Source organism: Serratia sp. AXJ-M (assembly GCF_046531865.1).
Lineage (GTDB): Bacteria > Pseudomonadota > Gammaproteobacteria > Enterobacterales > Enterobacteriaceae > Serratia > Serratia liquefaciens.
On record NZ_CP059394.1, the window covers coordinates 3,981,565 to 4,008,088 of the forward strand.

A 26,524-nucleotide genomic window follows, 5' to 3' on the forward strand; every position below is an offset into this window, starting at 1 on the left:
GGATAAATACTGTAAAATCAATGTTTGAACATCACATGGCGTATCGCAGTGTAGTCTTCCAGGCCATACATCGACATATCCTTGCCGTAGCCGGACAGCTTCTGGCCACCGTGCGGCATCTCGCTCACCAGCATGAAATGGGTATTCACCCAGGTGCAGCCATACTGCAGACGAGCGCTTAGACGGTGTGCCCGACCAACATCCCGGGTCCACAACGACGACGCCAGGCCATACTGTGACTCGTTGGCCCAGGCCAATACCTGCGCCTCATCCTCGAACTCCGTGACGGTTACCACCGGCCCGAACACTTCACGCTGCACAATCTCATCTTCCTGACGCGCACCGGCCAGCAGCGTTGGCTGGAAATAGTAGCCGGGGCCGTTGACTCGCGCACCGCCGGTTACCACCTGCACGTGCGGCAGCGCCTTGGCTCGCTCCACAAAACCCACCACCCGCTCCAGATGCTGAGCGGTGATCAACGGGCCCAGCTCGCTGTCTGGATCTTCCGGCGGGCCTATCTTCAGGCTGCCAATAGCCTCACCCAAGGCCTTTACCAACTGCGGGTAAATGCCTTTCTGGGCGTAAATCCGGCAGGCGGCGGTGCAATCCTGGCCAGCGTTGTAGAAACCAAAGCTGCGAATGCCGTCCACCACCTTTTGCAGATCGGCGTCGTCGAACACCAGTACCGGCGCCTTGCCGCCCAGTTCCATATGGGTACGTTTAATGCCGGGCGCGGTATGGGCAATGATATGTTCGCCGGTAGCGATTGAGCCGGTCAGCGACACCATGCGCACCTTGTCATGGCCGGTCAGTCGGTCACCGACGCTGGCGCCGCGGCCAAACAGCACGTTGAATACGCCCGCAGGGAACACATCGGCGGCCAGCTCCGCCAGCTTGAAGGTGGTCAGCGGGGTTTGTTCCGAAGGCTTAAGCACCACGCAGTTACCTGCCGCCAATGCCGGAGCCAGCTTCCACGCCGCCATCATCAGCGGGTAGTTCCAGGGAGCGATTGAAGCAACCACCCCCAACGCATCGCGGCGGATCATTGACGTGTGCCCAGCAAGGTATTCACCGGCCGCCAGCCCACTCAGGCAACGGCTGGCACCGGCGAAGAAGCGGAAGACATCCGCCACCGCCGGCAGTTCATCGTTCAATACGCAGTGGTAAGGTTTGCCACAGTTAAGCGACTCCAGACGGGCAAAGGTTTCCGCATGGTGGTCGATCAGGTCCGCCAGCTTCAGCAGGTGCTCGGCACGCTCTTTCGGTGTGGTCTGGCCCCATTCGACAAACGCGGCGTCGGCTGCCAACACAGCCTGATCGACCTGCTCCACACTGGCTTCAGCCACTTGCACCACCACCTCTCCGGTCGCCGGGTTATACACCGGCAACAACGCCCCCTGGCCGGCAACCAGTTGGCCGTTAATCAACAATTGGCTTTGCATATAGACGAACCCCTCAGTTATTTATTTTTAGCGACATGATCCCTTTCCCCAATGGATTTCAAGTTGCAGCTAGGCGGCAAGAGCGTAAATCCCCCGGAGCTTATACAAAATAAGTGACTGGGGTTTACGCTCGCAGCCAACAACGCTGTAGCTTGAAAGACGAAGGGGAAAGCTATTTGCCGCTGCCGGCGACGCTTTCGCCACCTTTGGTCAGGTAATAGGCCCCCAAAATCGGGATCATGGTCAGCAGCATCACCGACAGCGCCACCACGTTGGTGATCGGCACGTCACGTGGGCGACCGAGCTGGTTCAGCAACCACAGCGGCAGCGTGCGCTCATGGCCGGCGGTGAAGGTGGTGACAATGATTTCATCAAACGACAACGCGAACGCCAGCATGCCCCCGGCCAGCAGCGCCGAGCCAAGGTTGGGCAATATCACGTAGCGGAAGGTTTGCCAGCCGTCGGCACCGAGATCCATAGAGGCCTCGATCAGGCTGTAGGAGGTTCGGCGGAAACGGGCAATCACGTTGTTGAACACGATCACCACGCAGAAGGTGGCATGGCCAATGACGATGGTCAGCACCCCAGGTTCGATATTCAGCGCCTTAAACGCCGCCAGCAGTGCCAGACCGGTGACAATGCCCGGCAGCGCGATCGGCAACAGCAGCAGCAACGAAATGCTGTCTTTGCCGAAGAAGTCACGCCGGTAGAGAGCCGCTGCCGCCAGCGTGCCCAGCACCAGCGCCACGACGGTGGCCAGCGCGGCAATCTGCGCGGACAGCAGCATCGCATCGATAATGTCCTGGCGCCCGGCGGCAACGCTGAACCAATGCAGCGTAAACCCCTGCGGCGGGAAGCTGAAAGCCGCATCCTCGGTGTTGAAGGCGTAGATGGCGATAATCGCCAACGGGAAATGCAGGAAAATCAGTCCGCCCCAGGCGGCCAGTTTTAGCCCTAACGGCGCGCGTTCAGAGTGCATCGAAAGCCCCCAGACGTTTCACAATGGAAAGATAAATCGCGATCAGCACGATCGGCACCAGAGTAAAGGCCGCAGCCATCGGCATATTGCCGATCGCCCCTTGCTGGGCGTACACCATGCTGCCGATAAAGTAGCCCGGCGGCCCCACCAGTTGCGGCACGATAAAGTCCCCCAGCGTCAGCGAAAAGGTAAAGATTGACCCGGCGGCGATCCCCGGCACCGCCAACGGCAGGATCACGTAACGAAAGGTCTGCGCAGGGCGTGCGCCCAGATCCGCCGAGGCATGCAGCAGCGAAGGGGGCAGGCGTTCCAGTGCCGCCTGGATCGGCAGGATCATGAACGGCAGCCAGATATAAACAAACACCAGAAAACGGCCTAACCCGGAGGTGGATAGCGTGTTACCGCCGACACCCGGTACGGTCAGGATCGCCGCCAGCAACGGCTCCAGCCCGAGATGCTGCAGGAACCATTGCGCTACGCCATCCTTCGCCAACAGCAGCGTCCAGGCGTAGGCCTTGACGATATAGCTGGCCCACATCGGCATCATCACCGCGATGTAGAAAAACGCCTTGGTGCGGCCGCTGGTGTAGCGTGCCATGTAATAGGCAATGGGAAACGCCAGCACCGCGCTGGCCAGGGACACCAGTATCGCCATCGTCAGCGTGCGCAGAATGATGTCGTAATTGGCCGGATTGAACAGCGCCCGCAGGTTATCGAAGGTCAGATCCGGCGTCACCGTCATGGTGAAGTCGTCGAAGGTGTAAAAACCCTGCCACAGCAGCGTCAGCAATGAGCCGAGGTAGACCGCGCCAAACCACAGCAGCGGCGGCACCAGTAACAGCAGCAGGTACAGCGTCGGCCGGCGATAGAGGTAGGTCGACAGGGTGCGCAAGGTACCGCGGCGCGGCGCGGGATAATCGATGCTCATCTCCATTTCACCTCGCCTCCAGCAATGGCACCATCGCCTCACGTGACCAGCAGGCGGTGACCGGTTGGCCGATCAGATGTGGCTGCCCGTCGGCGTGCCACTGAGGATTCGCCTGGCTGACCAGCAGTTTTTCACCGCTGTTCAAGGCAATTTCGTAGCGCGTCGCCGCCCCCTGGTAATGGATCTCCTGCAGCGTACCCTGCACCTGAATTTCCCCCTGCGCCGCGCCGGCCTGATCCGCGAGCCGAATATGCTCGGGACGGATCGAGAAGGTAGCGGCCTGGCCCAACAGCCGCTGCGCCAAATCGCTGCGCACCACGTTAGAGGTGCCGACAAACTCGGCGACAAACGGCGTCTTCGGTCGCATGTAGAGTTCGCGCGGCGCGTCCACCTGTTCAATACGGCCATTGTTGAACACCGCCACCCGGTCGGACATCGACAATGCTTCGCTCTGATCGTGGGTGACGAAAATAAAGGTGATGCCGAGCTGGCGCTGCAGCTTTTTCAACTCCCCCTGCATCTGCTCGCGCAGCTTGAGATCCAGCGCGCCGAGCGGTTCATCCAACAGCAGCACCCGCGGCCGATTGACCAGTGCGCGAGCCAGTGCGACACGCTGCCGCTGGCCGCCGGAAAGGTGCGCCGGTTTGCGCTCGGCTACAAACCCCAACGCCACGCTGTCCAGCGCTTCCTGCGCACGGGCCAGGCGTTCACGCTTGGCGACGCCTTTAACCATCAGCCCGTAAGCGACGTTTTCCAGCACCGACATATGTGGGAACAGCGCGTAATCCTGGAAGACGGTATTCACGTCGCGCTGATACGGCGGCAAATTGGCGGCCTCCTGCCCGTGAATACGAATCGAGCCGGCAGTAAGCTGTTCGAAACCGGCGATCAACCGCAGGCAGGTGGTTTTCCCCGAGCCGGAAGGCCCGAGCATGGAGAAGAATTCCCCGTCTTGTATCTCGATTGAAACCCGGTCCACGGCGCGAACCTCGCCGAAGCTTCGCGAAACATCGATAAATTGCACGGCAATGGTCATGATCTGCGCTCCAAAAAATCAAATGATTTCGGCGGGTTTGGCAACACCCCGTAACCTGGCCAAACCTATCCGCAAAATAATTCGAGTTGCATCAAGGCGGCAACCAAGCGCCTCCCCGGGAGCGTACAAAGGGTACGTGACCGGGGTAAGTGCGGGCAGCCAACGAAGAGGCAGCTTGAAGTATGAAGGGGATATTAGCGACCGCCCATGATGGCAATGTAATCCTGAGTCCAGCGGCTGTAGGGCACGAATTTTCCGCCCTGCGCCTGTGGCGTTTTCCAGAAGGCAATCTTGTCGAACTGGTTGAAACCGTTGGTCTCGCAACCTTTATCACCCAACAGCGTGCTGGCCTTGCAACCCGCCGGTGACGCCGGGACAGAACCGAACCAGGCGGCAACGTCGCCCTGCACTTTCGGTTCCAGCGACCAGTTCATCCACAGATAGGCGCAGTTCGGGTGTTTGGCATCGGCGTGCAGCATGGTAGTGTCGGCCCAACCGGTCACCCCCTCTTTCGGGAATACCGTACCGATCGGCTGGCCTTCCCCTTTCAGGGCATTGGCCTGATACGGCCAGGCGCTGGAGGCGACCACGCCTTCGTTTTTGAAATCGCTCATTTGTACCGAGGTGTCATGCCAGTAGCGGTGGATCAGTGCATGCTGGGTACGCAACAGCTTCAACGCCGCCTGATACTGCTCTTCGTTAAGCTGATACGGATCGCTGATGCCAAGCTGCGGTTGCGTGGCCTTCAGGAACAACGCCGCATCGGCGATATAGATTGGCCCATCGTAGGCCTGAACCCGGCCCTGGTTGGTTTTGCCATCCGGCAGGTTCTGCTGCTGGAACACTACTGCCCAACTGTCCGGCGGTGTCGGGAAGGTTTTGGTGTTATACATCAGCAGGTTCGGGCCCCACTGATAGGGCGTGCCGTAAGTTTTGCCGTCCAGGGTGTACCAGGCACCGTTTAACAGGCGCGGGTCGATGTTTTTCCAGTTAGGGATCAACGCGGTATTGATCGGCTGCACCCGCTTGCCGAAAATCAGCCGCAGCGAAGCGTCGCCGGAAGCGGTGACCAGGTCGTAGCCTCCTTTTGCCATCAGGCTGACCATTTCGTCGGAAGTGGCGGCGGTTTTCACATTCACCGCGCAGCTGGTTTGCTTCTCAAACTGGCTGACCCAGTCGTAGTTTTTATCGGACTGACCGCGTTCGATGTAACCGGGCCAGGCAATGATATCCAGTCGCCCTTCGCCCTTGCCGAGCACCTGCGGCAGATCGGCCGCCTGGGCCAAACCGCAAAGTACGGTGAAACAAAGTGCGGAAACTGTGGTGGTGACTGCGGTAGTTTTTCCCATCGTAATTACCCCTGTGTGGCCTATCTGTGTGCGGCAGGGAACGGCTGCCGCCCTAGTCTCATTTTATTTACCCTATGAATTTCAAGTTGGCCGCTCTAGCGCGTCCATGCGCTCGCGGCATTTGTACATCCCTGTACAGCACAGCCAGGCGACCAGCTCACTCATCCCCAGGCGCTTACTTGAGTAAGCTACTGGGATGAGTGCAGGTAACATCGCTGCAGCTTGAAAAGCGACGGGTATGCTGCCTTTAGAAGCTGGCTTTAAATTTCGCCATCACATGCCTGACAACGCTGTAGTCCTGCAGTGAATCGCTGGAAAGATCCTTGCCGTAGCCGGAGCGTTTCAGGCCCCCGTGCGGCATTTCACTCGCCAGGGTGAAATGGGTGTTGATCCAGGTACTGCCGTATTGCAGATGAGCGGCGATATGCAGCGCCCGATCGATATTCTGCGTCCAGACCGATGAGGCCAGGCCGTATTCGGAATCGTTTGCCCAGTTGACCGCCTGCTCCAGATGTTCAAAGCGGGTGATGCTCACCACCGGGCCAAACACCTCCCGCTGGACGATTTCATCGTTTTGCAGACAGCCGGCAAGCAGCGTGGGCTGGTAATAGAAACCCGGACCGGAATGCGCGGCGGCGCCGGTGATCAATTCAATGTGTGGCTGGCTGAGCGCACGTTCGACAAAGCTGGCGACGCGATCGCGCTGACGACTGCTGATCAGCGGACCGATTTCGTTATCCTCATCGCGTTTACGGGCAAAACGCAGGCTGGCAACCGCCTCGCCCAACGCATCCACCAGCTTTGGATAGATCCCCGCCTGCGCGTAGATACGGCAAGCCGCGGTGCAGTCTTGCCCGGCGTTGTAGTAGCCATAGGTGCGAATGCTGTTGACCACCTCGTCCAAATCGGCGTCATCGCAGACAATCACCGGTGCCTTGCCCCCCAACTCCAGGTGCGTGCGTTTGACGCTTTTCGCCGCCGCCTGCAGAATTTTCTGCCCGGTAACGATATCGCCGGTGACCGACACCAACCGCACCTGCGGGTGACCGACCAAATGGCTGCCGACCCCTTCCCCGCCGCCGTAGACGATATTCAGCACCCCCGGCGGCAGGATCTCCTGTAACGCGGGCACCAGCGCCAAAATGGTCAGAGGGGTGTGTTCGGAAGGTTTGAATACCACGGTGTTGCCCGCGGCCAGCGCTGGCGCAATTTTCCACGCCGCCATCATCAACGGGTAATTCCAGGGCGCAATAGAGGCCACCACGCCGATCGGATCACGGCGGATCATTGAAGTGTGCCCTTCGATATATTCCCCGGCCAACTGCCCCTGCTGGGTGCGCACCGCGCCGGCAAAGAAGCGAAAGACGTCGATGGCCGCCGGCAGGTCGTCATTAAGCGCCTGATGCAGCGGTTTGCCGCAGTTGAGCGCCTCCAGACCGGCCAGGCGCTCGGCCTGACGCTCGATGGCATCGGCAATACGCAACAGAATAGCCGCGCGGTAGGCGGGGGTAGTCCGCGACCAGGAAGCGAACGCCTGTTGCGCCGCTTTCACTGCGTTGCCGACCTGGACAGATGAGGCTTCGGTGATCGAGACCAGCGTCTCGCCATTCGCCGGATTAACGATGCACTCTTGCTGGCCTTCGCCTTCGACCGATTGACCGTTAATAAATTGCTGACAGGATAAACCTGAAAGGAGGTGCACATCTGCCATTGCGTATCGCCTCTGAGTGACAAAAACGTTAACTAAATGTGAAATAAGTTAGTTTTAATCAGACTAAGCGAGCATCAGGCAGCCAACAAATTCTAAATACTGAACGACGCGTTCGATTAAATCGAATGCTTCAGCCCAGCCGCGTGCATATTGCCGTTTTCACGCGCAATAGTGAGGAACGGCGTAACCAGCTCCGGCCGCGCACTGCCGCGCCGCCATGCCAAACCGATATCCAACGGTTCCAGCAGATCCGCCAGCTTGCGCGCCTCAATCATATTGCCTTCCAGAGACCAGGCACGGTAGGCCATGTCCGGCAAGATAGAAACGCCCATTCCCGCCGCCACCAGGCTGCGTACCGCCTCCGTTGAAGCGGTTTTCATGGCTATTTCCGGTTTTAAGCCTGCGCGCGCCCAGATACGCCGCGCATGCACGTCCATTTCGTCGGCATTAAGCTGGATCAGCGGCAGCTTCGCCACATCCGCCAGGCTGATGCTTTCATGATCCAGCAGTGGATGCAGCGGCGGTAACCACAGGCGATAAGGTGAATGCATCAGGACTTCGCTTTGCAGCGCATCGCGGTCTTCGATGTTCGACAAGATCAGCACGCCGATATCGATTTCCCCACTGACCAGCAGATGCTCAATATAGGGCCGCTCGTCTTCAATCACCTGAATGGTGACGTTGGGGTATGCCGATTTAAAGCGCTTAAGCAGCTCGACCAAAAAGTAGCCCGCTACCAGACTGGTCACACCGATGGTCAGCTTGCCGGTCAGGCTTTCGGTTCCCAGTTGCAAACTGCGCTTGGCGTTGTCCACCGTGGCAAGGATCAGATATGACTGGCGCAGAAACTGGTGACCCTGATGCGTCAGGTTCATGCCCTTGGCGTGACGCTCAAACAGACGTACGCCGATGTCGGTTTCCAACTGCTGAATAGCCAGCGTCAGCGAAGACTGGGAAACAAACACCGCCTGGGCGGCGGCAGAGATCGAGCCGGTTTCGGCCACCGCGATAAAATGGCGGATTTGGCGCAGCGTCATCATCCCCATCGCCTTTTAAGCCGCTGCGTTGTTGTCTGCGTGCGCTTACCCCAGTCACTTACTTGAGTAAGCTCCTGGGGATGCACGCCCTTGCCGCCTAGCCGCAACCTGAAATTCATTGGGGATCGCCTTAATCAAAATAGTTGAGTTGAGTGTAGACGCCGCGCGTAAAGCGATCGGGAAAAGTATCAAAAACGCGATAGCCTTCGCTTTTTTAGAATGCTAATGATGAAAACAATCAGAACAGCGGAGAGGTTGAAGGAGATTTGGGGCGTAGCGAGCGCCAGCCAGATTGGGTGCGGCCTGCGCGCAGTGCCCCGGAGTGTACACGCAGTACACGAGGAGGCCGAGCACAGCCCAAACTCAAGCTGGCGGTGCTCGGTAGAGGATCACAGACTCGGGAATCAAGGGCGTAGCGAGCGCCAGCCAGATTGGGTGCGGCCTGCGCGCAGTGCCCCGGAGTGTACACGCAGTACACGAGGAGGCCGAGCACAGCCCAAGCTCAAGCTGGCGGTGCTCGGTAGAGGATCACAGACTCGGGAATCAAGGGCGTAGCGAGCACCAGCCAGATTGGGTGCGGCCTGCGCGCAGTGCCCCGGAGTGTACACGCAGTACACGAGGAGGCCGAGCACAGCCCAAGCTCAAGCTGGCGGTGCTCGGTAGACGATCACATTAAATAGCTTCTTCGTCTTGTTCGCCGGTCCTGATACGCACCACCCGCGCCACGTCGAAGACAAAGATTTTACCGTCGCCGATTTTACCGGTCTGCGCGGTCTGCATGATGGTTTCCACGCAGGTATCGACGATATCGTCGGCCACGACGATCTCAATTTTCACCTTCGGCAGAAAATCGACCATGTACTCAGCGCCACGGTACAGCTCAGTGTGCCCTTTCTGACGGCCGAAGCCTTTCACTTCGGTCACGGTCATCCCGGTAATGCCAACTTCAGCCAGCGCTTCACGGACATCATCCAGTTTGAACGGCTTGATAATAGCGTCGATCTTTTTCATCTTCTTTCCTTTACCAATTTTTGCGGCCAAAGCCGGATGTGATTGGGTAGCGGCGGTCTTTGCCGAAATTGCGGGCGGTGATGCGCGGCCCGACGGCGGCCTGACGCCGCTTGTATTCGTTAATATCCACCAGGCGTATCACCTTGCGAACGATCGCCTCGTCGAAGCCTTCTGCCACCAGATCGGCAACCGATTTATCGCGCTCGACGTAACCTTCCAGAATCGCATCCAGAATGTCGTACGGCGGCAGGCTGTCCTGATCGAGCTGATCCGGCGCCAGCTCGGCGGACGGTGGACGATCGATAACGCGCTGCGGGATCACGTAAGAGACGGTATTGCGGTATTCGGACAGCTTGAACACCAGCGTTTTAGGCACGTCCTTCAACACGTCGAAGCCACCGGCCATATCACCATACAGCGTGGCGTAACCTACGGCCATCTCGCTTTTGTTGCCGGTGGTCAACACGATGCTGCGACGCTTGTTGGAGAGCGCCATCAACACCACGCCGCGACAGCGCGCCTGCAGGTTCTCTTCCGTGGTATCACGCTCGGTCCCAGCGAACATTGGCGTCAGCTGGCCCATAAAGGCGTCGAACATCGGTTCAATCGAGACGATATCGAATTCAATGCCCAGGATTTCTGCTTCTTCCCTGGCGTCGGCAATGCTGATGTCCGCGGTATAACGGAACGGCATCATCAGCGCCTGCACCTTGTCTTTGCCCAGCGCATCGACGGCAATCGCCAGCGTCAACGCCGAATCGATACCGCCGGAAAGCCCCAGCACGGCACCCTTGAAGCCGTTTTTGGTCACGTAATCGCGCACCGCCAGCACCAGGGCTTCATAGACCTGCGCCAACTGCGGCAGCTCGGCGGCCGGAGCGGTCATCGGCACCACGTCCAGCTCGTTGAATTCCAGCAGGGTCACCTGCTCGGCAAACGCCGCCAGGCGATGGGTCATGTTGCCAGCCGCGTCGAAGACTTTCGAACAACCGTCAAAAATCAGCTCATCCTGTCCGCCAATCTGGTTCAGATAGACCAGCGGCAAATGGGTGCGCTGGCAATGACCGGCCATCAGGGTTTTACGGATGTACGGTTTTTCGCGGTTGTAAGGCGAGGCGTTGATCGACAGAATCATTTCGGCTCCGGCGGCCTTGGCGGCATCCACCGGCTCCGGGAACCACAGATCTTCGCAAATCAGCAGGCCCAAACGGTAGCCTTTCAGCTCAACCACGCAGGTGTCGTTACCGGCCTGGAAGTAGCGCTTCTCGTCGAATACGCCGTAGTTCGGCAACTGCTGCTTGAAGTAACGCGCCAGCAATTGCCCTTCAGAAAACAGCGACAGCGCATTATAGAGTTTGTCGCCTTCGCGCCACGGGTGGCCGACCAGGATCGCCACGTCGGTGGAGGCCTGCTGCAAACGCAGAAGCTGCTCGTCACAACGTTGGTAAAAATCGTTGCGATACAGCAGGTCTTCCGGCGGATAACCGGACAGCGCCAGTTCGGTGAACATGACCAGATCGGCTCCCGCCTTCTGCTGCTGTTGCACGGTTTGCAACATTCGTTCGGTGTTGCCTTCGATGTCACCGACCAACAGATTCAACTGGGCCAGTGCGATGGAAAGTGATCTGCTCATTGTTTAGGGTCCCGCTTAATACGTTCCATGGTGCTTTGCGTTTGGTCATGCCAGCAATTGAGAACGGAGTGTAAATCATTCCGCCGCGTTTGTTGAGAACCTGCGTGCGCAGGCCGCGGCGGAAAACATCATTCTTTAAAATCGTTGGCGTCCAGCTCATGGCGCGACAGCAATTTATAAAACTCGGTACGGTTACGGCCCGCCATGCGCGCGGCCTGGGTGACGTTACCCTTGGTGATCTGCAACAGTTTGCGTAAGTAATGCAATTCAAACTGATTACGCGCCTCGACAAAGGTCGGCAAGGCGGTGTTTTCCCCTTCCAACGCCTGCTCTACCAGCGCTTCGCTGATAACAGGTGCGGAAGTCAGGGCCACGCACTGCTCGATCACGTTCACCAATTGGCGCACGTTGCCCGGCCAGGTGGCGGTCATCAGGCGTTTCATGGCGTCCGAAGAGAAGCTGCGGACAAACGGCTTGTGTCGCTTGGCAGATTCGCGCAGCAGATGATTGGCCAGCAGTGGAATATCCTCGGCCCGCTCGTTCAGCGCCGGGATCTTCAGGTTCACCACGTTGAGGCGATAATACAAATCCTCGCGGAATTCGTTTTTCGCCATCGCCTTTTGCAGATCGCGGTGGGTGGCGGAAATAATGCGTACATCGATGTCCAGATCGCGGTTACTGCCCAGCGGACGCACCTTGCGTTCCTGCAGCACGCGCAACAACTTCACCTGCAGCGAAAGCGGCATATCGCCAATCTCGTCGAGGAACAGCGTCCCGCCTGCCGCCGCCTGGAACAAACCTTCACGGCTGCTGACCGCGCCGGTAAACGCCCCTTTGGCATGACCGAACAGCTCGGACTCCAGCAGTTGCTCCGGCAACGCACCGCAGTTAATGGCGATAAACGCCTTCTTGCCGCGCGGGCTGGCACCGTGGATCGCCTGTGCCAACACTTCCTTACCGGTGCCACTATGGCCGTTGATCAAGACGCTGACGTCTGACTGCGCCACCATTTTTGCCTGCTCCAGCAGGCGCAGCATAATGGGGCTGCGGGTGACGATATCCTCACGCCAGCTGTCGTCACCGGCCGGTAATGATTGGGACAGCGCTTCGTCGATGGCTTTGTAGAGCGCATCGCGGTCCACCGGTTTGGTCAGGAAGCTGAACACCCCCTGCTGAGTGGCCGCCACCGCGTCCGGGATCGAACCGTGGGCGGTCAGGATGATCACCGGCATGCCCGGTTGGTGTTTTTGGATCTCGGCAAACAGCGCCATGCCGTCCATTTCATCCATCCGCAGATCGCTGATCACCAGATCAATCTTCTCGCGCCCTAACAGGCGCAGCGCTTCCTGGCCGCTTTCGGCGGTGGTGACATGAAACCCTTCGCTGGTCAGGCGCATGCCCAACAGCTTGAGCAGGCTGGGATCGTCGTCAACCAATAACAAATTGGCCGGTTTGCGTGCTGTCATTGCGCGTGAGACTCCTTATTAGCGGGGGGCGGCGCGTAAGTATCTTCCGGCTCGACCGGCAGGGCGGTGCCCTTTTCCGGCTCGGCGTCCGATTCTTCGGCCTTGGCCGGCGCCACTTTCTTGCCCGCTGCGTCGGTTTTTGGCTGTGTCCCGTTGTTATCCGGGATTTCACTTTGCAGCTGCTTGCGTGAAGAGAGCTGACGTTCGATATCGGTCAGGTTTTCCAGCTTGCGTGACGTATCCTGCAGCTGCGCTTGTAGGCGTATTTGATTCTGGCGTAGCAGATCTATCTGGCTGTCGGAGCTTTCCTGCAGGTGCTGATAACGTGCTTTTTCATCAAACAGGGTGACCTGCAGTACCTGCTGTTGACGCCACAGCTGCAGCAGCGGGCGCAGCGAGCTTGGGAACTCCAGGCGATAGCTGTTCAGGCGGTCAATTATCTGGCGTCGCTCGCCCGAAGTCGGTTCGGCGCTGCCCAGCAAAATGCTCTGTTTGAAAATGCCGTCCCAGCTGTTGCCGGGTAGAGTTTTCGCCAGCGCACGTGCCTGGGTTGAACCGATACGATCGGCACAGTCCATAGCGCGCAGCCAGTACAGTGAATTATTCAACGCATCTTTATCATCCAGCGCCCACAGACTGTCACAGGCCGCAATGCGGTAATCCACCACTTTGGTGTCCGGGATCGCTTCCTGCTGCGGTTGATTCAGACCACCGCTGACTGCGCGATCGACACAGCCTGCCAACAGAAACGGCATAAAAAGCACGCTGCCTAAAAAAGAAAATCGACGCTTGCCGAGTGGCGTACCCAGTGCGGCACGCGGTGAACGTTCGGTCTGCGTAAGACGAAGGCGTTTAGACCATGTGTACATTATTATTCATTCTCGGCGGTTAATGGCAATTCAATACGGAAACAGACGTCTGCGCCGGCGACTTCAACCAGCTGCAGTTCACCGCGCATCCGGCGGATACAATCCTGCGCGATGCTCAGCCCCAGACCGCTTCCTTTTACCGCCCCTTTTCGCTGGTGGCTACCCTGGAAAAAAGGCTCGAAAATCATGGTTTGCTCGGCCTCGGGGATTGGCGTGCCGCTGTTGGCGACATCAATCTGCACCCGTTGTCCAACCTGACGGCTGCGGATCCAAATGTTACCGGATTCCTTGCCGTAGTGCACCGCATTGGAGTAGAGATTATCCAGCACGCGCATTAATAGAGTAGGCTCTGCCCAGCATATTTCCGCATCCAGTTGGATCTCGGTGCGGATCATTTTTGCCCGGGCCGGCAAACTGTGCGCAGCCACGACCATCTCGACCATTTCGGTCAACTCGACATTTTCATGTTCTGCCGGGCCATCGGCCAGTTTGCGGTTGTAATCCAGCAGTTGTTCAATCAGTTGCTGCAGGTGTCGGCTGCTTTGATCGAGGATGGTCACCACCTCTTTTTGATCGGAGGTCAGCGGCCCTGCCACTTCATCTGCCAGCAGTTCGGTGCCTTCACGCATGCTGGCCAGCGGCGTTTTCAGTTCATGCGAGATATGGCGCAAGAACTCATGGCGCTGCGACTCCAGCCAGGCCAGGCGCTCGCTCAACCAAATAATGCGCTGCGCCAGCGAACGTAATTCACGCGGCCCCTTAAAGGAAGCCGTACTGCCCAAGGCTCGCCCTTCCCCCAAACGGTTGATCATTCGCTCTACCGCCTTGACCGGGCCGATAATCATGCGGGTGAACAATACCACCAGCATCACGCTGACTAAAAACAGCATCAGCGCCTGCCAGCCGAAGAACTGGCCGCGCTCGGCAATCGCCTGCTGTAGCTGCTGGCCACGTGAAAACACCACGGCACGCGTCGCCTGTACCATCTCGGCATTGGAGCGTGAAAACGATTCTAACAGCGTGGAAGCCTGCGGATCCGGACCGCTGCTTTGGCATTTAATCGCTGCCAGTTGAGTCAACAGATCGCGCAAGGTTTGATAGTAGCGTTCATCCGGCAGGATTGGGGCATGGGCATCCAGCATTTGCGAATACTGTTTGCGCTGATTCTGATAGAGGCGCGCCAGTGTGGGATCCACCAGCACGCAATATTGGCGATAGCTACGCTCCATTTCCAACGCCACGCTGGTCATCGCCTCGCTGCGTCGTGCATCCACCAACGTAGTGCGGTTGATGTCCGCCGCCTGGGCGCTGAGGTGATCCAGGCTCTGGTAAGCCTGATAGGCCAACACCAGCAGCGGCAACAGCACCAGCAAGAACGCCATCAACACCAGTTGACGTAGCGAACGGGGAAATAAACGCCATCTTTTCAACGAAATCATCTCATTGTCTCTAGTCTGCTTCGATGCTAACCGAGTCGCCGATGAGAGGAAAGCCCGGCGTTCAGCGGAGCGTCAGGAAATAAGGAGAATCAGGCCATAGGTAGGGAGTACGGGTCAGAACTTATCGGTAAAGAGTGGTGAGCATGCTTTGGTATTTGACGTTGGGGCAAGACTGCCCCATCGCAAGAAAGTGTGGATGCCCTTAATTTCTCGTCCCCAGGGTGATGTAGCCCAAGGGCTGGCATCGAACAGGACGAATAGCATCCGTAAGTATCCGGAATTGATGAACACTCATCACAGTTGGATACAGGCGGTGCCTCACTCCACGTGTCGCCCGATGCTTGATAAAGCGCTTACGCGGCTATTATCGGTTTAGTTGGACGATAGGCACCATTTCTTTGGCATCATTCGGGGGGCTTATGAGGCAACTGTTCCGTCTATTTACGGGGCCGTCATAAAAAGTTGAATGAGCAACTGAGCAGAATAATGCACTTAACGTGCCAACTTTTCAATGAATTTATTAACCAACTGAATTTAAAATAAAAAAAACAAAACCCATGCCAAAGCACTCTCATTTTCAGATGTGCTGGCGAAGAAAAAAACACCGCCCTGTCGCCAAAAACCGACAACTTAAGCCAATTAATTTCTGGTCATTAAAAATCAATAAGTTACGTGTCTCTTTTTAGAGACAATGAAAATACCCTCTGTCGCAAAATGCAGACAATCGCCATCGTCTTAACCATGGCCATAAATAAATTGAAAAGGGACGCAATCTCTTGCGTCCCTTTCGGCTAGCACAGCGTTATCGCTTAGCCCAGCTGCTTACGGGCGTTGCGGAACATGCGCATCCACGGGCTGTCTTCACCCCACTCTTCCGGATGCCATGAGTTGCTCACGGTGCGGAACACACGCTCCGGATGCGGCATCATTACCGTCGCACGCCCATTGGCGCTGGTGACGGCGGTGATACCGTTCGGCGAACCGTTCGGGTTGGCCGGGTAGCTTTCCGTTACCTGACCGGCATTATCGACAAAGCGTAACGCCACCAGACCATGATGCTCCAGCGCCGCCAGATGTGCCGTATCGCGCACTTCGACGTGACCTTCACCATGCGATACCGCAATCGGCATACGCGAACCCGCCATCCCCTGCATGAACAGCGACGGGCTGGCCGCCACTTCCACCAGGCTGAAACGGGCCTCGAAACGGTCTGACAGGTTACGTACGAAACGCGGCCAATGTTCGGCTCCGGGGATCAGATCGCGCAGGTTCGACATCATCTGACAGCCGTTGCACACGCCCAGTGCCAGGGTCTGCGGACGGTGGAAGAAAGATTCGAACTCGTCGCGCACGCGCTCGTTGAACAGAATCGACTTCGCCCAACCTTCGCCTGCGCCCAACACGTCACCGTAAGAGAAACCGCCGCAGGCCACCAGGGTATGGAAGTCCTGCAGGTCACGGCGCCCTTCCAGCAGATCGCTCATGTGTACGTCCACCGCATCAAAACCGGCGCGATGGAATGCCGCCGCCATCTCAACGTGGGAGTTAACGCCCTGCTCGCGCAGTACCGCCACTTTAGGGCGAGCCCCCTTGGCGATATAAGGTGCTGCAATATCTTCTTCAGGTGCGAAGCTCAGTTTGACGTTCAGGCCAGGATCGCGTTCATTCTGCTTGGCCTGGTGCTCCTGATCGGCACATTCAGGGTTATCGCGCAGGCGCTGCATCTGCCAGGTCGTTTCCGCCCACCAGGTGCGTAACGTGGCACGGCTTTCGCTGTACACCGGTTTGTCGCCCTGGGTAATCACAAAGCGATCGCCGGCCTGTACGCTGCCGATGTGGTGCACATTGTCCGTCAGGCCATGCTGAGCAAACGCCTGTTGGACCGCTTCAAGCCGATCGGCCGTCACCTGAATCACCGCGCCCAACTCTTCGTTGAACAGCGCTGCCAGCGCGTCGTCGCCCAACCCTTGAATATCTACCTGTACACCGCAGTGGCCGGCAAACGCCATTTCCGCCAGCGTCACCAACAGGCCGCCATCGGAGCGGTCGTGGTAGGCCAGCAGTGCGCGGTCGGCGACCAATTGTTGCATCGCGTTGAAGAAGCCTGCCAGTTGCTCGACGTTACGCACATCGGCCGGTTTGTCGCCCAGTTGACGGTAAACCTGCGCCAGCGCAGTGGCACCCAGCGCGTTATGGCCGTTACCCAGGTCAACCAGCAGCAATGCCGTGTCGCCCTTGTCGGTACGCAGTTGTGGCGTCACGGTGTGGCGAACATCTTCCACGCGGGCAAAACCAGTGATCACCAGAGACAACGGCGACGTCATTTCGCGCTGCTCGTTGCCTTCCTGCCAGCGGGTTTTCATCGACATTGAGTCTTTGCCCACCGGAATGGTGATGCCCAGCGCCGGGCAAAGCTCTTCGCCCACCGCTTTTACCGCTTCATACAGGCCGGCATCTTCACCCGGGTGACCGGCTGCCGCCATCCAGTTAGCGGAAAGTTTGACGCGCTTGAGCGAGCCAATCTCGGTCGCCGCCAGGTTGGTCAGCGCTTCGCCCACCGCCAGGCGGCCAGAAGCGGCAAAGTCCAGCAGGGCAACCGGCGCGCGTTCGCCGATCGACATCGCTTCACCGTAGTAACTGTCCAGGCTGGCGGTGGTAACCGCGCAGTCGGCTACCGGGATCTGCCATGGCCCGACCATCTGATCGCGTGCCACCATGCCGGTCACGGTACGGTCGCCGATGGTGATCAGGAAAGTTTTCTCGGCAACTGCCGGCAGGTGCAGAACGCGTTTTACCGCATCGGCCAGAGTAATGTTGTCGCGCTGTACCGGCTGGCCTTTAGCCTGCAAACGAGTCACATCGCGCGTCATCTTCGGCGTTTTGCCCAGCAGCACGTCCAACGGCATGTCGATCGGCTGGTTGTCGAAATGGCTGTCGTTCAGCGTCAAATGCTGTTCTTCGGTGGCTTCACCGATCACTGCATAAGGGGCACGCTCACGGCGGCAAATCTCGTCGAACTGCGCCATCTGCGCCGGGGCAATCGCCATCACATAGCGTTCCTGTGATTCATTGCACCAGACTTCCAGCGGGCTCATGCCCGGTTCGTCGTTAAGGATATCGCGCAGTTCAAAACGGCCGCCGCGGCCACCGTCGCTGACCAGCTCCGGCATGGCGTTAGACAAACCGCCCGCCCCCACATCGTGGATAAACAGAATCGGGTTCTGTTCGCCCAACTGCCAGCAGCGGTCTATCACTTCCTGGCAGCGGCGTTCCATTTCCGGGTTGTCGCGCTGTACCGAGGCAAAATCCAGATCGGCGTCGGACTGGCCGGAGGCCATAGAAGAGGCTGCGCCGCCGCCCAGACCGATGTTCATCGCCGGGCCACCCAGCACCACCAGTTTGGCGCCGACGGTGATTTCACCTTTTTGCACGTGATCGGCGCGGATGTTGCCGATACCGCCCGCCAGCATGATCGGTTTGTGATAACCGCGCAGTTCGACGCCGTTATGGCTGTTAACCTGTTCTTCGTAGGTACGGAAGTATCCCACCAGCGCCGGACGGCCAAATTCATTATTGAACGCCGCGCCGCCCAGTGGGCCGTCGGTCATGATATCCAGTGCGGTTACGATGCGATCCGGCTTGCCAAAATCCTGCTCCCAGGGCTGCTCGAAGCCGGGAATGCGCAGGTTGGAAACCGAGAAGCCCACCAGACCGGCTTTGGGTTTGGCACCGCGACCTGTAGCGCCTTCGTCGCGGATCTCGCCACCGGAACCGGTAGCGGCACCCGGCCACGGGGAGATCGCCGTCGGGTGGTTATGGGTTTCCACCTTCATCAGGATATGGGCCTCTTCCTGATGATAGTCATACTGACCGCTTTGCGGCGCAGCGAAGAAACGGCCAACCTGCGAACCTTCCATCACGGCGGCGTTGTCTTTATAAGCCGACAGCACGTAATCCGGCGTCTGCTCGAAGGTGTTTTTGATCATTTTGAACAGCGACTTCGGCTGCTGTTCGCCGTCGATGATCCAATCGGCGTTGAAAATTTTATGACGGCAGTGCTCCGAGTTGGCCTGCGCGAACATATAGAGTTCGATATCCGTCGGGTTGCGCCCCAGCCCGGTAAAGGCATTCAGCAGATAGTCGATTTCATCTTCGGCCAGCGCCAGACCGAGCTTGAGGTTGGCCTGTTCCAGCGCGCTGCGCCCTTCCCCCAGCATATCGATCGCCTGATAAGGCGTCGGCTGATGCTGAGCAAACAGCTGTTCTGCCTGTTGCAAGCTGCTGAAAACGGTTTCCATCATCCGGTCGTGCAGCAATGCGGCAAGCTGTTGCCACTGCGCTTCAGTCAGCGTCGGTGCCTTGACGTAAAACGCCAGACCGCGCTCCAACCGCACCACCTGCTTCAAACCGCAGTTATGGGCGATATCGGTGGCTTTGGAAGACCAGGGAGAAATGGTGCCCGGACGCGGTGTCACCAACAGCAGGCGACCTTCAGGGGCATGTTCGGCGAGAGAGGGACCGTACTTGAGCAGGCGCGTGAGCTTGCCGTGTTCTTCGGCATTGAGCGGTGCGCTGACATCGGCAAAGTGGACGTACTCGGCGTAGATATCACTGACCGGAAGTTGGGCGTCCTGACAGCGGGACAACAGTTTGGTAACACGAAAAGCCGACAAAGCGGGCGAACCACGCAGTATTTCCATAATCAAAGTTCTCTCGTCTTCGAAGCAACTGACTTCAGCACTTCATTGGGCGCAACAGGGGGAAAACGCGCGCCATTATAGAGAATCTGCGCGACAGACGAAACCGTTTGCGTAGCTATTATTGATAAAAGCTGTTCGCGCCATCGAATTGTCATAACGTATCAATAAAGTTGCACGCTGGCGTTTTGTTGCGCAAAATGCCCCGGCACTGGTGATTTAACCATAAGAAAAAGCGGGATGACAATCGGCAGTGCACCTGTGCCACCACTGGATAACTATTTGAAACGCCTTAAAATAAACTACATTCTAATCGGTGTTGTCACCCTGCTTCTGGCGCTCGCCCTGTGGCCCAATATTACCTGGCGCGGCGGCCAGGGCGGGCAACTCGAAGAGATCAAATCCCGCGGCGAGTTGCGTATCAGTACGCTAAACTCGCCGTTAACCTATTTCACTACCAAGCAGGGGCCAAGTGGTCTCGACTACGAGTTGGCGAAACGTTTCGCCAACTATCTGGGGGTGAAGTTGGTGGTGATCCCGCATAAGAACATCAACGACCTGTTCGACGATCTGGACGATGACGATGCCGACCTGCTGGCCGCCGGCCTGATCTACAATCAGGATCGCCTCAGCCGCGCCCGAACCGGCCCGGCTTACTATTCCGTTTCCCAGCAGTTGGTTTATCGCCTGGGCACCGCACGCCCCAAAAGCTTTGCCGATATTAAAGGCAAGCTGGCGGTCGCCTCCGGCTCGGCACACGTCAGCACGCTGAAACAGCTCAAACAAAGTAAGTTCCCGGACCTCAGTTGGGAAGCTTCCAGCGATCTCACCTCCAAAGAGCTGCTCGAGCAGGTCGCCGACGGCAAACTGGATTACACCCTCGGCGACTCCGTGACCATCGCCCTGCTGCAGCGCATCCATCCGCAGCTGGCGGTGGCTTTCGACGTCACCGATGAAGAACCTGTCACCTGGTACCTGAAGCGCGGCACCGACGACAGCCTGTACGCGGCCATGCTGGATTTTTACAGCCAGATGGTGGATGACGGCACGCTGGCGCGGCTGGAAGAGAAATACCTCGGCCACGTGGGCAGTTTCGATTACGTTGATACCAAAACCTTCCTGTCGGCGATAGATTCGGTACTGCCCACTTTCCGTTCGCTGTTTGAAAAATACGCCAGCGAGATCGACTGGAAGCTGCTGGCCGCCATTGCCTATCAGGAATCGCATTGGAACCCGCAGGCCACTTCACCCACCGGCGTTCGTGGTCTGATGATGCTGACGCGGGCCACCGCCGACGGTCTGGGGGTTAACGATCGCCTCGATCCTGAGGAGAGCATTCAGGGGGGCGCACTCTATTTACAGCGGCTGATGGCCAAGGTGCCCGACACCGTGCCGGAAGATGAGCGTATCTGGTTTGCGCTGGCGGCCTACAACATGGGCTGGGGCCATATGCTCGACGCCCGCAAGCTGACCAAAATGCAAAAAGGCAACCCGGACAGTTGGGTCGACGTCAAACAGCGCCTGCCGATGCTCAGCCAGAAGCGCTACTACCCGCAGTTGACCTACGGCTATGCGCGCGGACGCGAAGCCTATAACTACGTGGAAAACATCCGCCGCTATCAGGTCAGCCTGGTGGGGTATCTGCAAGAAAGGGAAAGAAAGGCGGCGCAGGAAGCGGCCGAACAGGCGGAGCTGGGGAAAGGCTATCCGGCAGTGGCGCCGGAGTTGGCACTTAACTTCTGATTATTCGGGATCCTTACCTGCCTGCGCGCGTTGCGCTTGCTTCAACGCCTTTTGCTGTTCACGGCGCATGCGGAAAAAGTTGCTCAAGGTAGCCGCGCATTCCTCGGCCAGCACGCCGGAGAGGATCTCCACCTGATGATTCATTCCGGGATGGCGTAAAATATCCACCAGCGATCCCGCTGCCCCGGTTTTCACATCGGCAGCACCGTAAACCAATCGACGAATGCGGCTATGCACCATCGCCCCCGCACACATCACGCACGGCTCCAGGGTCACGTACAAGGTCGCATTCAACAGGCGGTAATTCTGCAACACGGCCCCGCCCTGCCGCAGCGCCATGATTTCTGCATGCGCGGTCGGATCGTGGCGGCCAATCGGCCGGTTCCAGCCTTCGCCAATCACCTGATTGTCCAGTACCAACAGCGCCCCGACCGGCACCTCTCCCTCTTCCTGCGCACGCAGGGCCAGCCGCAATGCCTGACGCATCCAGTATTCATCGTTATATTCAGTCATTGCATTATTCCTCGTGCACTTTGCGGCGGGCATTATACACAGTAGCGGCGCTGCATGCTGCGCCCGTGTTAACCGGGGAAAATATAGCCGTCCCTTCTCAGCGGCGGAGAAATGACTCACTGCGGCTTGAAATACAACGGGTATATACTGATTGAATCACGGTGTTTTTCAGGGACAGGAAACATGAAACTCAGCAAGAAAAACGCCACCGTCGTGCGCAAAGCGCTGGACGGCTGGGTAGATGAAGGTGCGCTGACGGCGCAACAGCAGCAACAGCTGCTGCAACACGTTGAGGTACAACCCTTCGACTGGCGACGGCTGGCACGTTATGCGTTTCTCGCCGCGCTGGCTTCGCTGGTGATTGCCATCAGCAGCCTGTTCGCTGACAGCGAATTGCTTTATCGCCTGGGGGAATTGTTCCGCTTTGATGCGCCAGTACGTATGGCGATCGCCGCCGTAGTGGCCGCGCTTTGCTATGACTGGGCGCTGAGACGCCGCCGTCGGCATCCGGAGAAACGCTACGGTAATGAAGCCGCCTTGTTCGTTGCCGTGCTGTTCACCGCCTGCGCCCTGTGGCAAATGGGCGTCTGGCTGGATAACGGCAGTGGCCGGGTCTCGTTGCTGTTGACGTTCGCCGCGCTGCTGTATGGCGTGATTGGCTGGTGCAGCCGTTCCGGGCTGGTGTGGTGGTTTGCCCTGCTGTCGCTCGGCAATGCTTTTGGTGCCGAGACCGGCTATCTGTCCGGCTGGGGGGCTTATTGGCTGGGCATGAGCTTCCCGATTCGCTTTATCGCCTTTGGCGTGGTGCTGATCGCCGCAGCATTGCTGTTGCAACCACTGCTCGCTCGCCGTGGACTGGAGCGAGTTTCGCTGGCGATGGGCTTGCTGTATCTGTTCATCGCCCTATGGTTGCTGTCGATTTTCGGGAATTATGGCGATCTCGACAGCTGGTATAACGCACGTCAGATTGAACTGCTCCACTGGAGTCTGTTGTTCGGCCTCGCCGCCGTCGGGTGCATCTGGCTGGGGCTGAAACGCGACGACGCCATGCTACGTGGGTTTGGGTTGACCTTCCTCGGTATTAACCTCTATACCCGCTTCTTCGAATTTTTCTGGGACGCCATGCCCAAGGCGATTTTCTTTGTGGTGCTCGGCCTGAGCCTGTGGGCGCTGGGACATTACGCGGAAAAAGTCTGGCAATGGGGCCGTAAACCGCATGACCAAACCGATGATTAAGGCTCGCCGGTTTTAACGGTAAGAGTTACTGCTGGGTTTGGCTCTGACCTGGCCAAACCCACAAAGTATAAGTGGTTAAACTAAAACTAAATCAATCACCTGACCTAATCTCTGTGATGTTGCGATAGATCATGATGACTTAATAATTAGCGGAGTAGTGTTTGGGGCAAGCAATAAAGCTTTTATCCAGGAGTGACTTATGGCTGCCTCAACTTTCTTTATCCCTTCCGTCAACATGATTGGCTCCGGCTGTCTGGACCAAGCGGCAAAAACCCTGAAACAGCAGGGATTGCGTCAGGCGTTGATCGTGACCGACAAAGTGTTGAATAACATTGGCGTAGTCGCCCAGGTTCAACAGTTGCTCGCCGCGCAGCAAATCGAAAGCTGCGTTTATGACGGCACTCACCCTAACCCCACCACGCTGAACGTGAAACAGGGCCTGGCCCTGCTGCAAGAGCATCAATGCGACTGCGTGATCTCCCTGGGGGGCGGCTCACCGCACGATTGTGCCAAAGGCATCGCGTTGCTGGCCACCAACGGCGGCGACATCAAGGACTATGAAGGCGTAGACCGCTCTGCAAAACCGCAGTTGCCGATGATCGCCATTAACACTACCGCCGGCACCGCCTCTGAAATGACCCGTTTTTGCATCATCACCGATGAAGCACGCCACATAAAAATGGCGATTGTCGACAAACACGTTACGCCGATCCTGTCGGTAAACGATCCGCATCTGATGGCCGGGATGCCGAAAGGCCTGACCGCCGCCACCGGCATGGATGCCTTAACCCACGCGATTGAGGCCTACGTTTCCAGCGCCGCCAACCCGATTACCGACGCCTGTGCGTTGAAGGCCGTCACCATGATCGCCGAATCGCTGCGCGACGCCGTTGCCGACGGCAGCAATATGCAAGCGCGCGAAAATATGGCCTATGCCCAATTCCTGGCTGGGATGGCCTTCAACAACGCTTCTCTCGGTTATGTGCATGCGATGGCGCACCAGCTCGGCGGTTTCTACGACCTGCCGCATGGGGTGTGTAATGCGGTGTTGCTGCCACACGTGCAGGAATTTAACGCCAGCGTTTGTGCGTCTCGCCTGAAGGATATCGCCGCCGCCATGGGGTTGGATGTGAGCTACCTTAACGATCAGCAGGGTGCCGCGGCCTGTATTGCCGCCATTCGATTACTGGCACAAGACGTTGGCATCCCGGCCGGGCTGCGTGATTTGCAGGTGAAAGAACAGGATCTGGATACGTTGGCCACCAACGCGCTGAAAGACGCTTGCGGCTTCACTAACCCAATACAGGCCACTCACGCGCAGATTGTCGCCATTTTCCGCGCGGCAATGTAAGTCATCAAAAACGGCAAAGGGCGGAAAATCCGCCCTTTGGTTATTCCAACTGCTGCAGCTCACCCAGTTTACTGACTCGCCAGCGGTGCTCGCAGAAATACAACAGCGGGTTATCCTGCTTGCTGTCGCTATAGCCGCTATACAGCTTAAGCGGCGTGCCTAGACGTTGTTCCAACTGCGTCACCTTCTGGACACCCAGGCAACGTAAAGCCAGCACCCAACCACCGTAACGCCGCAGGATGCGGCTGCCCACCAAGTGAATCTGCGGCAGAAAGGCCGAATCCTGATACACCTGCTCCACCAGCCGTTCCGGTGAACCGGTAATCAACCATACCTGCGCATCATGCGCCTCGAGGTACTGCCGCAAACGCATTTGCACCACCGGGAAAGCGGTCACCTTATTGCGGAAATAAGTCACAAAACGCTGCTCCAGCGCCTTTAACCTGGCCTCCGAACGCCCAAAGGTGATCGACCACAGCAGTACGCTCATTGGCCAACGGGCTGCACGGCCCATCACCAGCAGCGCCAACCCGACAACCGGCAGCAGCGGCACCACCAGCAGCAGATTCAACGGCAGATGGCGCAGCAAAAAACGCAAGAAACTGCCAAACATGTCTTCCTGATGCAGCGTGCCGTCCAGATCAAAGAACACCACGCGGCGGCCTTCCCCGGCCTGCTGGCTCTGTTTCTCGCTCAAGGGCTACTCCTCAGGATCGTTGAATCCCATTATCCAGGTGAAAATAAATCCAGCGGCAATGGTAATCACCAGGCCGGTCAGATACAACATCACCTTACCCGAGACGATGGTTAACGCCAAAGGTAAACCCGAGATGCCAAAGGTGATCACCGTTGCCACTTTCCAATAGCTGATCAGCGCCCCGCCCACCGCACCGCCGAGACAGGCGGCAATAAAAGGTTTGCCCAGCGGCAGAGTGACACCAAAAATCAAGGGTTCGCCAATACCGAGAATGCCGACCGGCAACGCCCCTTTGATGACCTTTTTGAGGCGCGCATTGCGGGTTTTCATCAATACCGCCAACGCGGCCCCGACCTGCCCAACCCCGGCCATCGCCAAAATAGGCAATAACGGGTTGGAACCATGCGCCTGAACCAGTTCGACGTGGATCGGCACCAGGCCCTGATGCAAACCGGACAGCACCAGCGGCAGAAACAGCCCGGACAGCACCGCGCCCACCAGTAAGCCACCTTTATCGATCGCCAGATTGGCGCCGTGGGCAATCACGTCTGAAATATAACCGCCCAACGGCTGCAGGATCACAATAGCCAGGGATGCGGTCACCAAGGTGGTGATCAGCGGGTTGAGGATCAGCTCTATCGACTCCGGCAGCCAGTTGCGCAGGCGTTTTTCTACCCAACACATCAACGCCACCACCAACAGCACGGCAATCACCCCACCGCGCCCCGGCTGCAGCGCTTCGCCGAATAAAGTAATCTGCGCCAATGCCGGGCTTGAGAGAATCCCGGCCATCACACCGCCCATCGCCTGCGAACCGCCAAACACCCGTGCGGCGTTAACCCCCACCAAAATATTCATGATGGCGAACACCGCGCTGCCGAAAATGGCCAGCAGCCCAAGCACGTTGGGGTAATTCACCGCCAGCTCGCCGGCAATGTCCGGCCGCTTCAACAGGTTGATGATGCCGGTAATCAGGCCAGAGGCGATGAAAGCCGGGATCAAAGGGATAAAGACATCGGCCAGCTTTTTCAGCGCGCCGCTCATCGGCGCGGCATATTTCTGCTTGGCCTGCGCCTTGTTGCGGGCGATGTTGTCCCCGGCAGCCGCAACCGCAGGGGCCCCCGTGAGCAATGAGCGCATCGCGTCCACCACTTTGGCGGCGGCGCCGGGCCCGACAATGAACTGATGCTGTTCGCCCTGTTTGATATAGCCTTTGACGCCTGGCAACTGCTTGAGCGCCGCCAGATCAAGGCGTTGCTCGTCGCTAACCTCGACGCGTACCCGTGTCATGCAGTTCTCCAGCCGGAGGATATTCCCTTCCCCACCAATGCCTGCCAGAATCTGTGTTGCCAGTGCCGTTGTTTTGTCCATCGCCCGCCCCAGGTGT

Annotated in this window: 19 protein-coding genes; 3 read left to right on the plus strand and 16 right to left on the minus strand. The window is 58.0% G+C overall.

The window, feature by feature from the left end:
- Positions 1 to 17: 17 nt before the first annotated feature.
- The 13 genes from patD to purL form a co-directional block, all read right to left on the minus strand.
- Entirely contained in the window at positions 18 to 1,442 is a 1,425-nt protein-coding gene (gene patD / locus H0S68_RS18595) for an aminobutyraldehyde dehydrogenase (protein WP_410528910.1), read from the minus strand.
- A gap of 172 nt (positions 1,443 to 1,614) precedes the next feature.
- The gene (locus H0S68_RS18600) at positions 1,615 to 2,421 is read right to left on the minus strand and encodes an ABC transporter permease (protein WP_128865093.1); all 807 of its coding nucleotides are present in this window, start codon (positions 2,419 to 2,421) and stop codon (positions 1,615 to 1,617) included.
- Entirely contained in the window at positions 2,411 to 3,355 is a 945-nt protein-coding gene (locus tag H0S68_RS18605) for an ABC transporter permease (RefSeq protein ID WP_046372894.1), read from the minus strand. The genes H0S68_RS18600 and H0S68_RS18605 overlap by 11 nt, the downstream gene beginning before the upstream one ends.
- Before the next feature lies 1 nt (position 3,356).
- The gene (locus H0S68_RS18610; protein WP_044554556.1) at positions 3,357 to 4,385 is read right to left on the minus strand and encodes an ABC transporter ATP-binding protein; all 1,029 of its coding nucleotides are present in this window, start codon (positions 4,383 to 4,385) and stop codon (positions 3,357 to 3,359) included.
- 194 nt (positions 4,386 to 4,579) lie between these two features.
- A complete protein-coding gene (gene ydcS / locus H0S68_RS18615) occupies positions 4,580 to 5,734 on the minus strand; it encodes a putative ABC transporter substrate-binding protein YdcS (RefSeq protein WP_259218296.1) in 1,155 nt (384 codons plus the stop codon).
- Between the two features lie 247 nt (positions 5,735 to 5,981).
- Positions 5,982 to 7,445 (minus strand): gamma-aminobutyraldehyde dehydrogenase, encoded by a 1,464-nt coding sequence (locus H0S68_RS18620; RefSeq protein WP_259218298.1) that lies wholly within the window; start codon positions 7,443 to 7,445, stop codon positions 5,982 to 5,984.
- Positions 7,446 to 7,561: 116 nt separating this feature from the next.
- Positions 7,562 to 8,485 (minus strand): LysR substrate-binding domain-containing protein, encoded by a 924-nt coding sequence (locus H0S68_RS18625; protein WP_020828183.1) that lies wholly within the window; start codon positions 8,483 to 8,485, stop codon positions 7,562 to 7,564.
- Between the two features lie 669 nt (positions 8,486 to 9,154).
- A complete protein-coding gene (gene glnB / locus H0S68_RS18630) occupies positions 9,155 to 9,493 on the minus strand; it encodes a nitrogen regulatory protein P-II (RefSeq protein ID WP_004847623.1) in 339 nt (112 codons plus the stop codon).
- Between the two features lie 10 nt (positions 9,494 to 9,503).
- On the minus strand, positions 9,504 to 11,126 hold the full coding sequence (locus H0S68_RS18635; protein WP_115058250.1) for an NAD+ synthase: 1,623 nt from the start codon (positions 11,124 to 11,126) through the stop codon (positions 9,504 to 9,506).
- Between the two features lie 128 nt (positions 11,127 to 11,254).
- Positions 11,255 to 12,592 (minus strand): two-component system response regulator GlrR, encoded by a 1,338-nt coding sequence (gene glrR / locus H0S68_RS18640; protein WP_020828186.1) that lies wholly within the window; start codon positions 12,590 to 12,592, stop codon positions 11,255 to 11,257.
- Positions 12,589 to 13,461, minus strand: a complete 873-nt coding sequence (gene qseG, locus H0S68_RS18645; RefSeq protein ID WP_130016682.1) for a two-component system QseEF-associated lipoprotein QseG — start codon at positions 13,459 to 13,461, stop codon at positions 12,589 to 12,591. Before qseG ends, glrR begins: the two co-directional genes overlap by 4 nt.
- A gap of 2 nt (positions 13,462 to 13,463) precedes the next feature.
- Positions 13,464 to 14,900, minus strand: a complete 1,437-nt coding sequence (locus tag H0S68_RS18650) for a sensor histidine kinase (RefSeq protein ID WP_046372891.1) — start codon at positions 14,898 to 14,900, stop codon at positions 13,464 to 13,466.
- Positions 14,901 to 15,709: 809 nt separating this feature from the next.
- Complete coding sequence (gene purL / locus H0S68_RS18655) at positions 15,710 to 19,603, minus strand: phosphoribosylformylglycinamidine synthase (RefSeq protein ID WP_217331814.1); 3,894 nt, start codon at positions 19,601 to 19,603, stop codon at positions 15,710 to 15,712.
- Positions 19,604 to 19,879: 276 nt separating this feature from the next.
- On the opposite strand from purL, the gene mltF reads away from it, so the two are divergent.
- Positions 19,880 to 21,340 carry a membrane-bound lytic murein transglycosylase MltF gene (gene mltF / locus H0S68_RS18660; protein ID WP_128865118.1) on the plus strand — a complete coding sequence of 487 codons (1,461 nt, stop codon included), beginning with the start codon at positions 19,880 to 19,882 and terminating at the stop codon, positions 21,338 to 21,340.
- Here mltF and tadA read toward each other — a convergent pair whose 3' ends face one another.
- A complete protein-coding gene (tadA, locus tag H0S68_RS18665; protein ID WP_410528911.1) occupies positions 21,341 to 21,853 on the minus strand; it encodes a tRNA adenosine(34) deaminase TadA in 513 nt (170 codons plus the stop codon).
- A gap of 183 nt (positions 21,854 to 22,036) precedes the next feature.
- Here tadA and H0S68_RS18670 point away from each other — a divergent pair, with 183 nt between their 5' ends.
- Both H0S68_RS18670 and yiaY read left to right on the plus strand, forming a co-directional pair.
- Positions 22,037 to 23,089: a DUF2157 domain-containing protein gene (locus H0S68_RS18670; protein ID WP_410528912.1), complete on the plus strand. Its 1,053-nt coding sequence runs from the start codon at positions 22,037 to 22,039 to the stop codon at positions 23,087 to 23,089.
- A gap of 199 nt (positions 23,090 to 23,288) precedes the next feature.
- Complete coding sequence (gene yiaY / locus H0S68_RS18675) at positions 23,289 to 24,440, plus strand: L-threonine dehydrogenase (RefSeq protein WP_122080033.1); 1,152 nt, start codon at positions 23,289 to 23,291, stop codon at positions 24,438 to 24,440.
- Between the two features lie 40 nt (positions 24,441 to 24,480).
- Here yiaY and yfhb read toward each other — a convergent pair whose 3' ends face one another.
- Complete coding sequence (gene yfhb, locus H0S68_RS18680) at positions 24,481 to 25,137, minus strand: phosphatidylglycerophosphatase C (protein WP_020828194.1); 657 nt, start codon at positions 25,135 to 25,137, stop codon at positions 24,481 to 24,483.
- A gap of 3 nt (positions 25,138 to 25,140) precedes the next feature.
- Positions 25,141 to 26,508 carry a PTS transporter subunit EIIC gene (locus tag H0S68_RS18685; protein WP_020828195.1) on the minus strand — a complete coding sequence of 456 codons (1,368 nt, stop codon included), beginning with the start codon at positions 26,506 to 26,508 and terminating at the stop codon, positions 25,141 to 25,143.
- Positions 26,509 to 26,524: the final 16 nt, after the last annotated feature.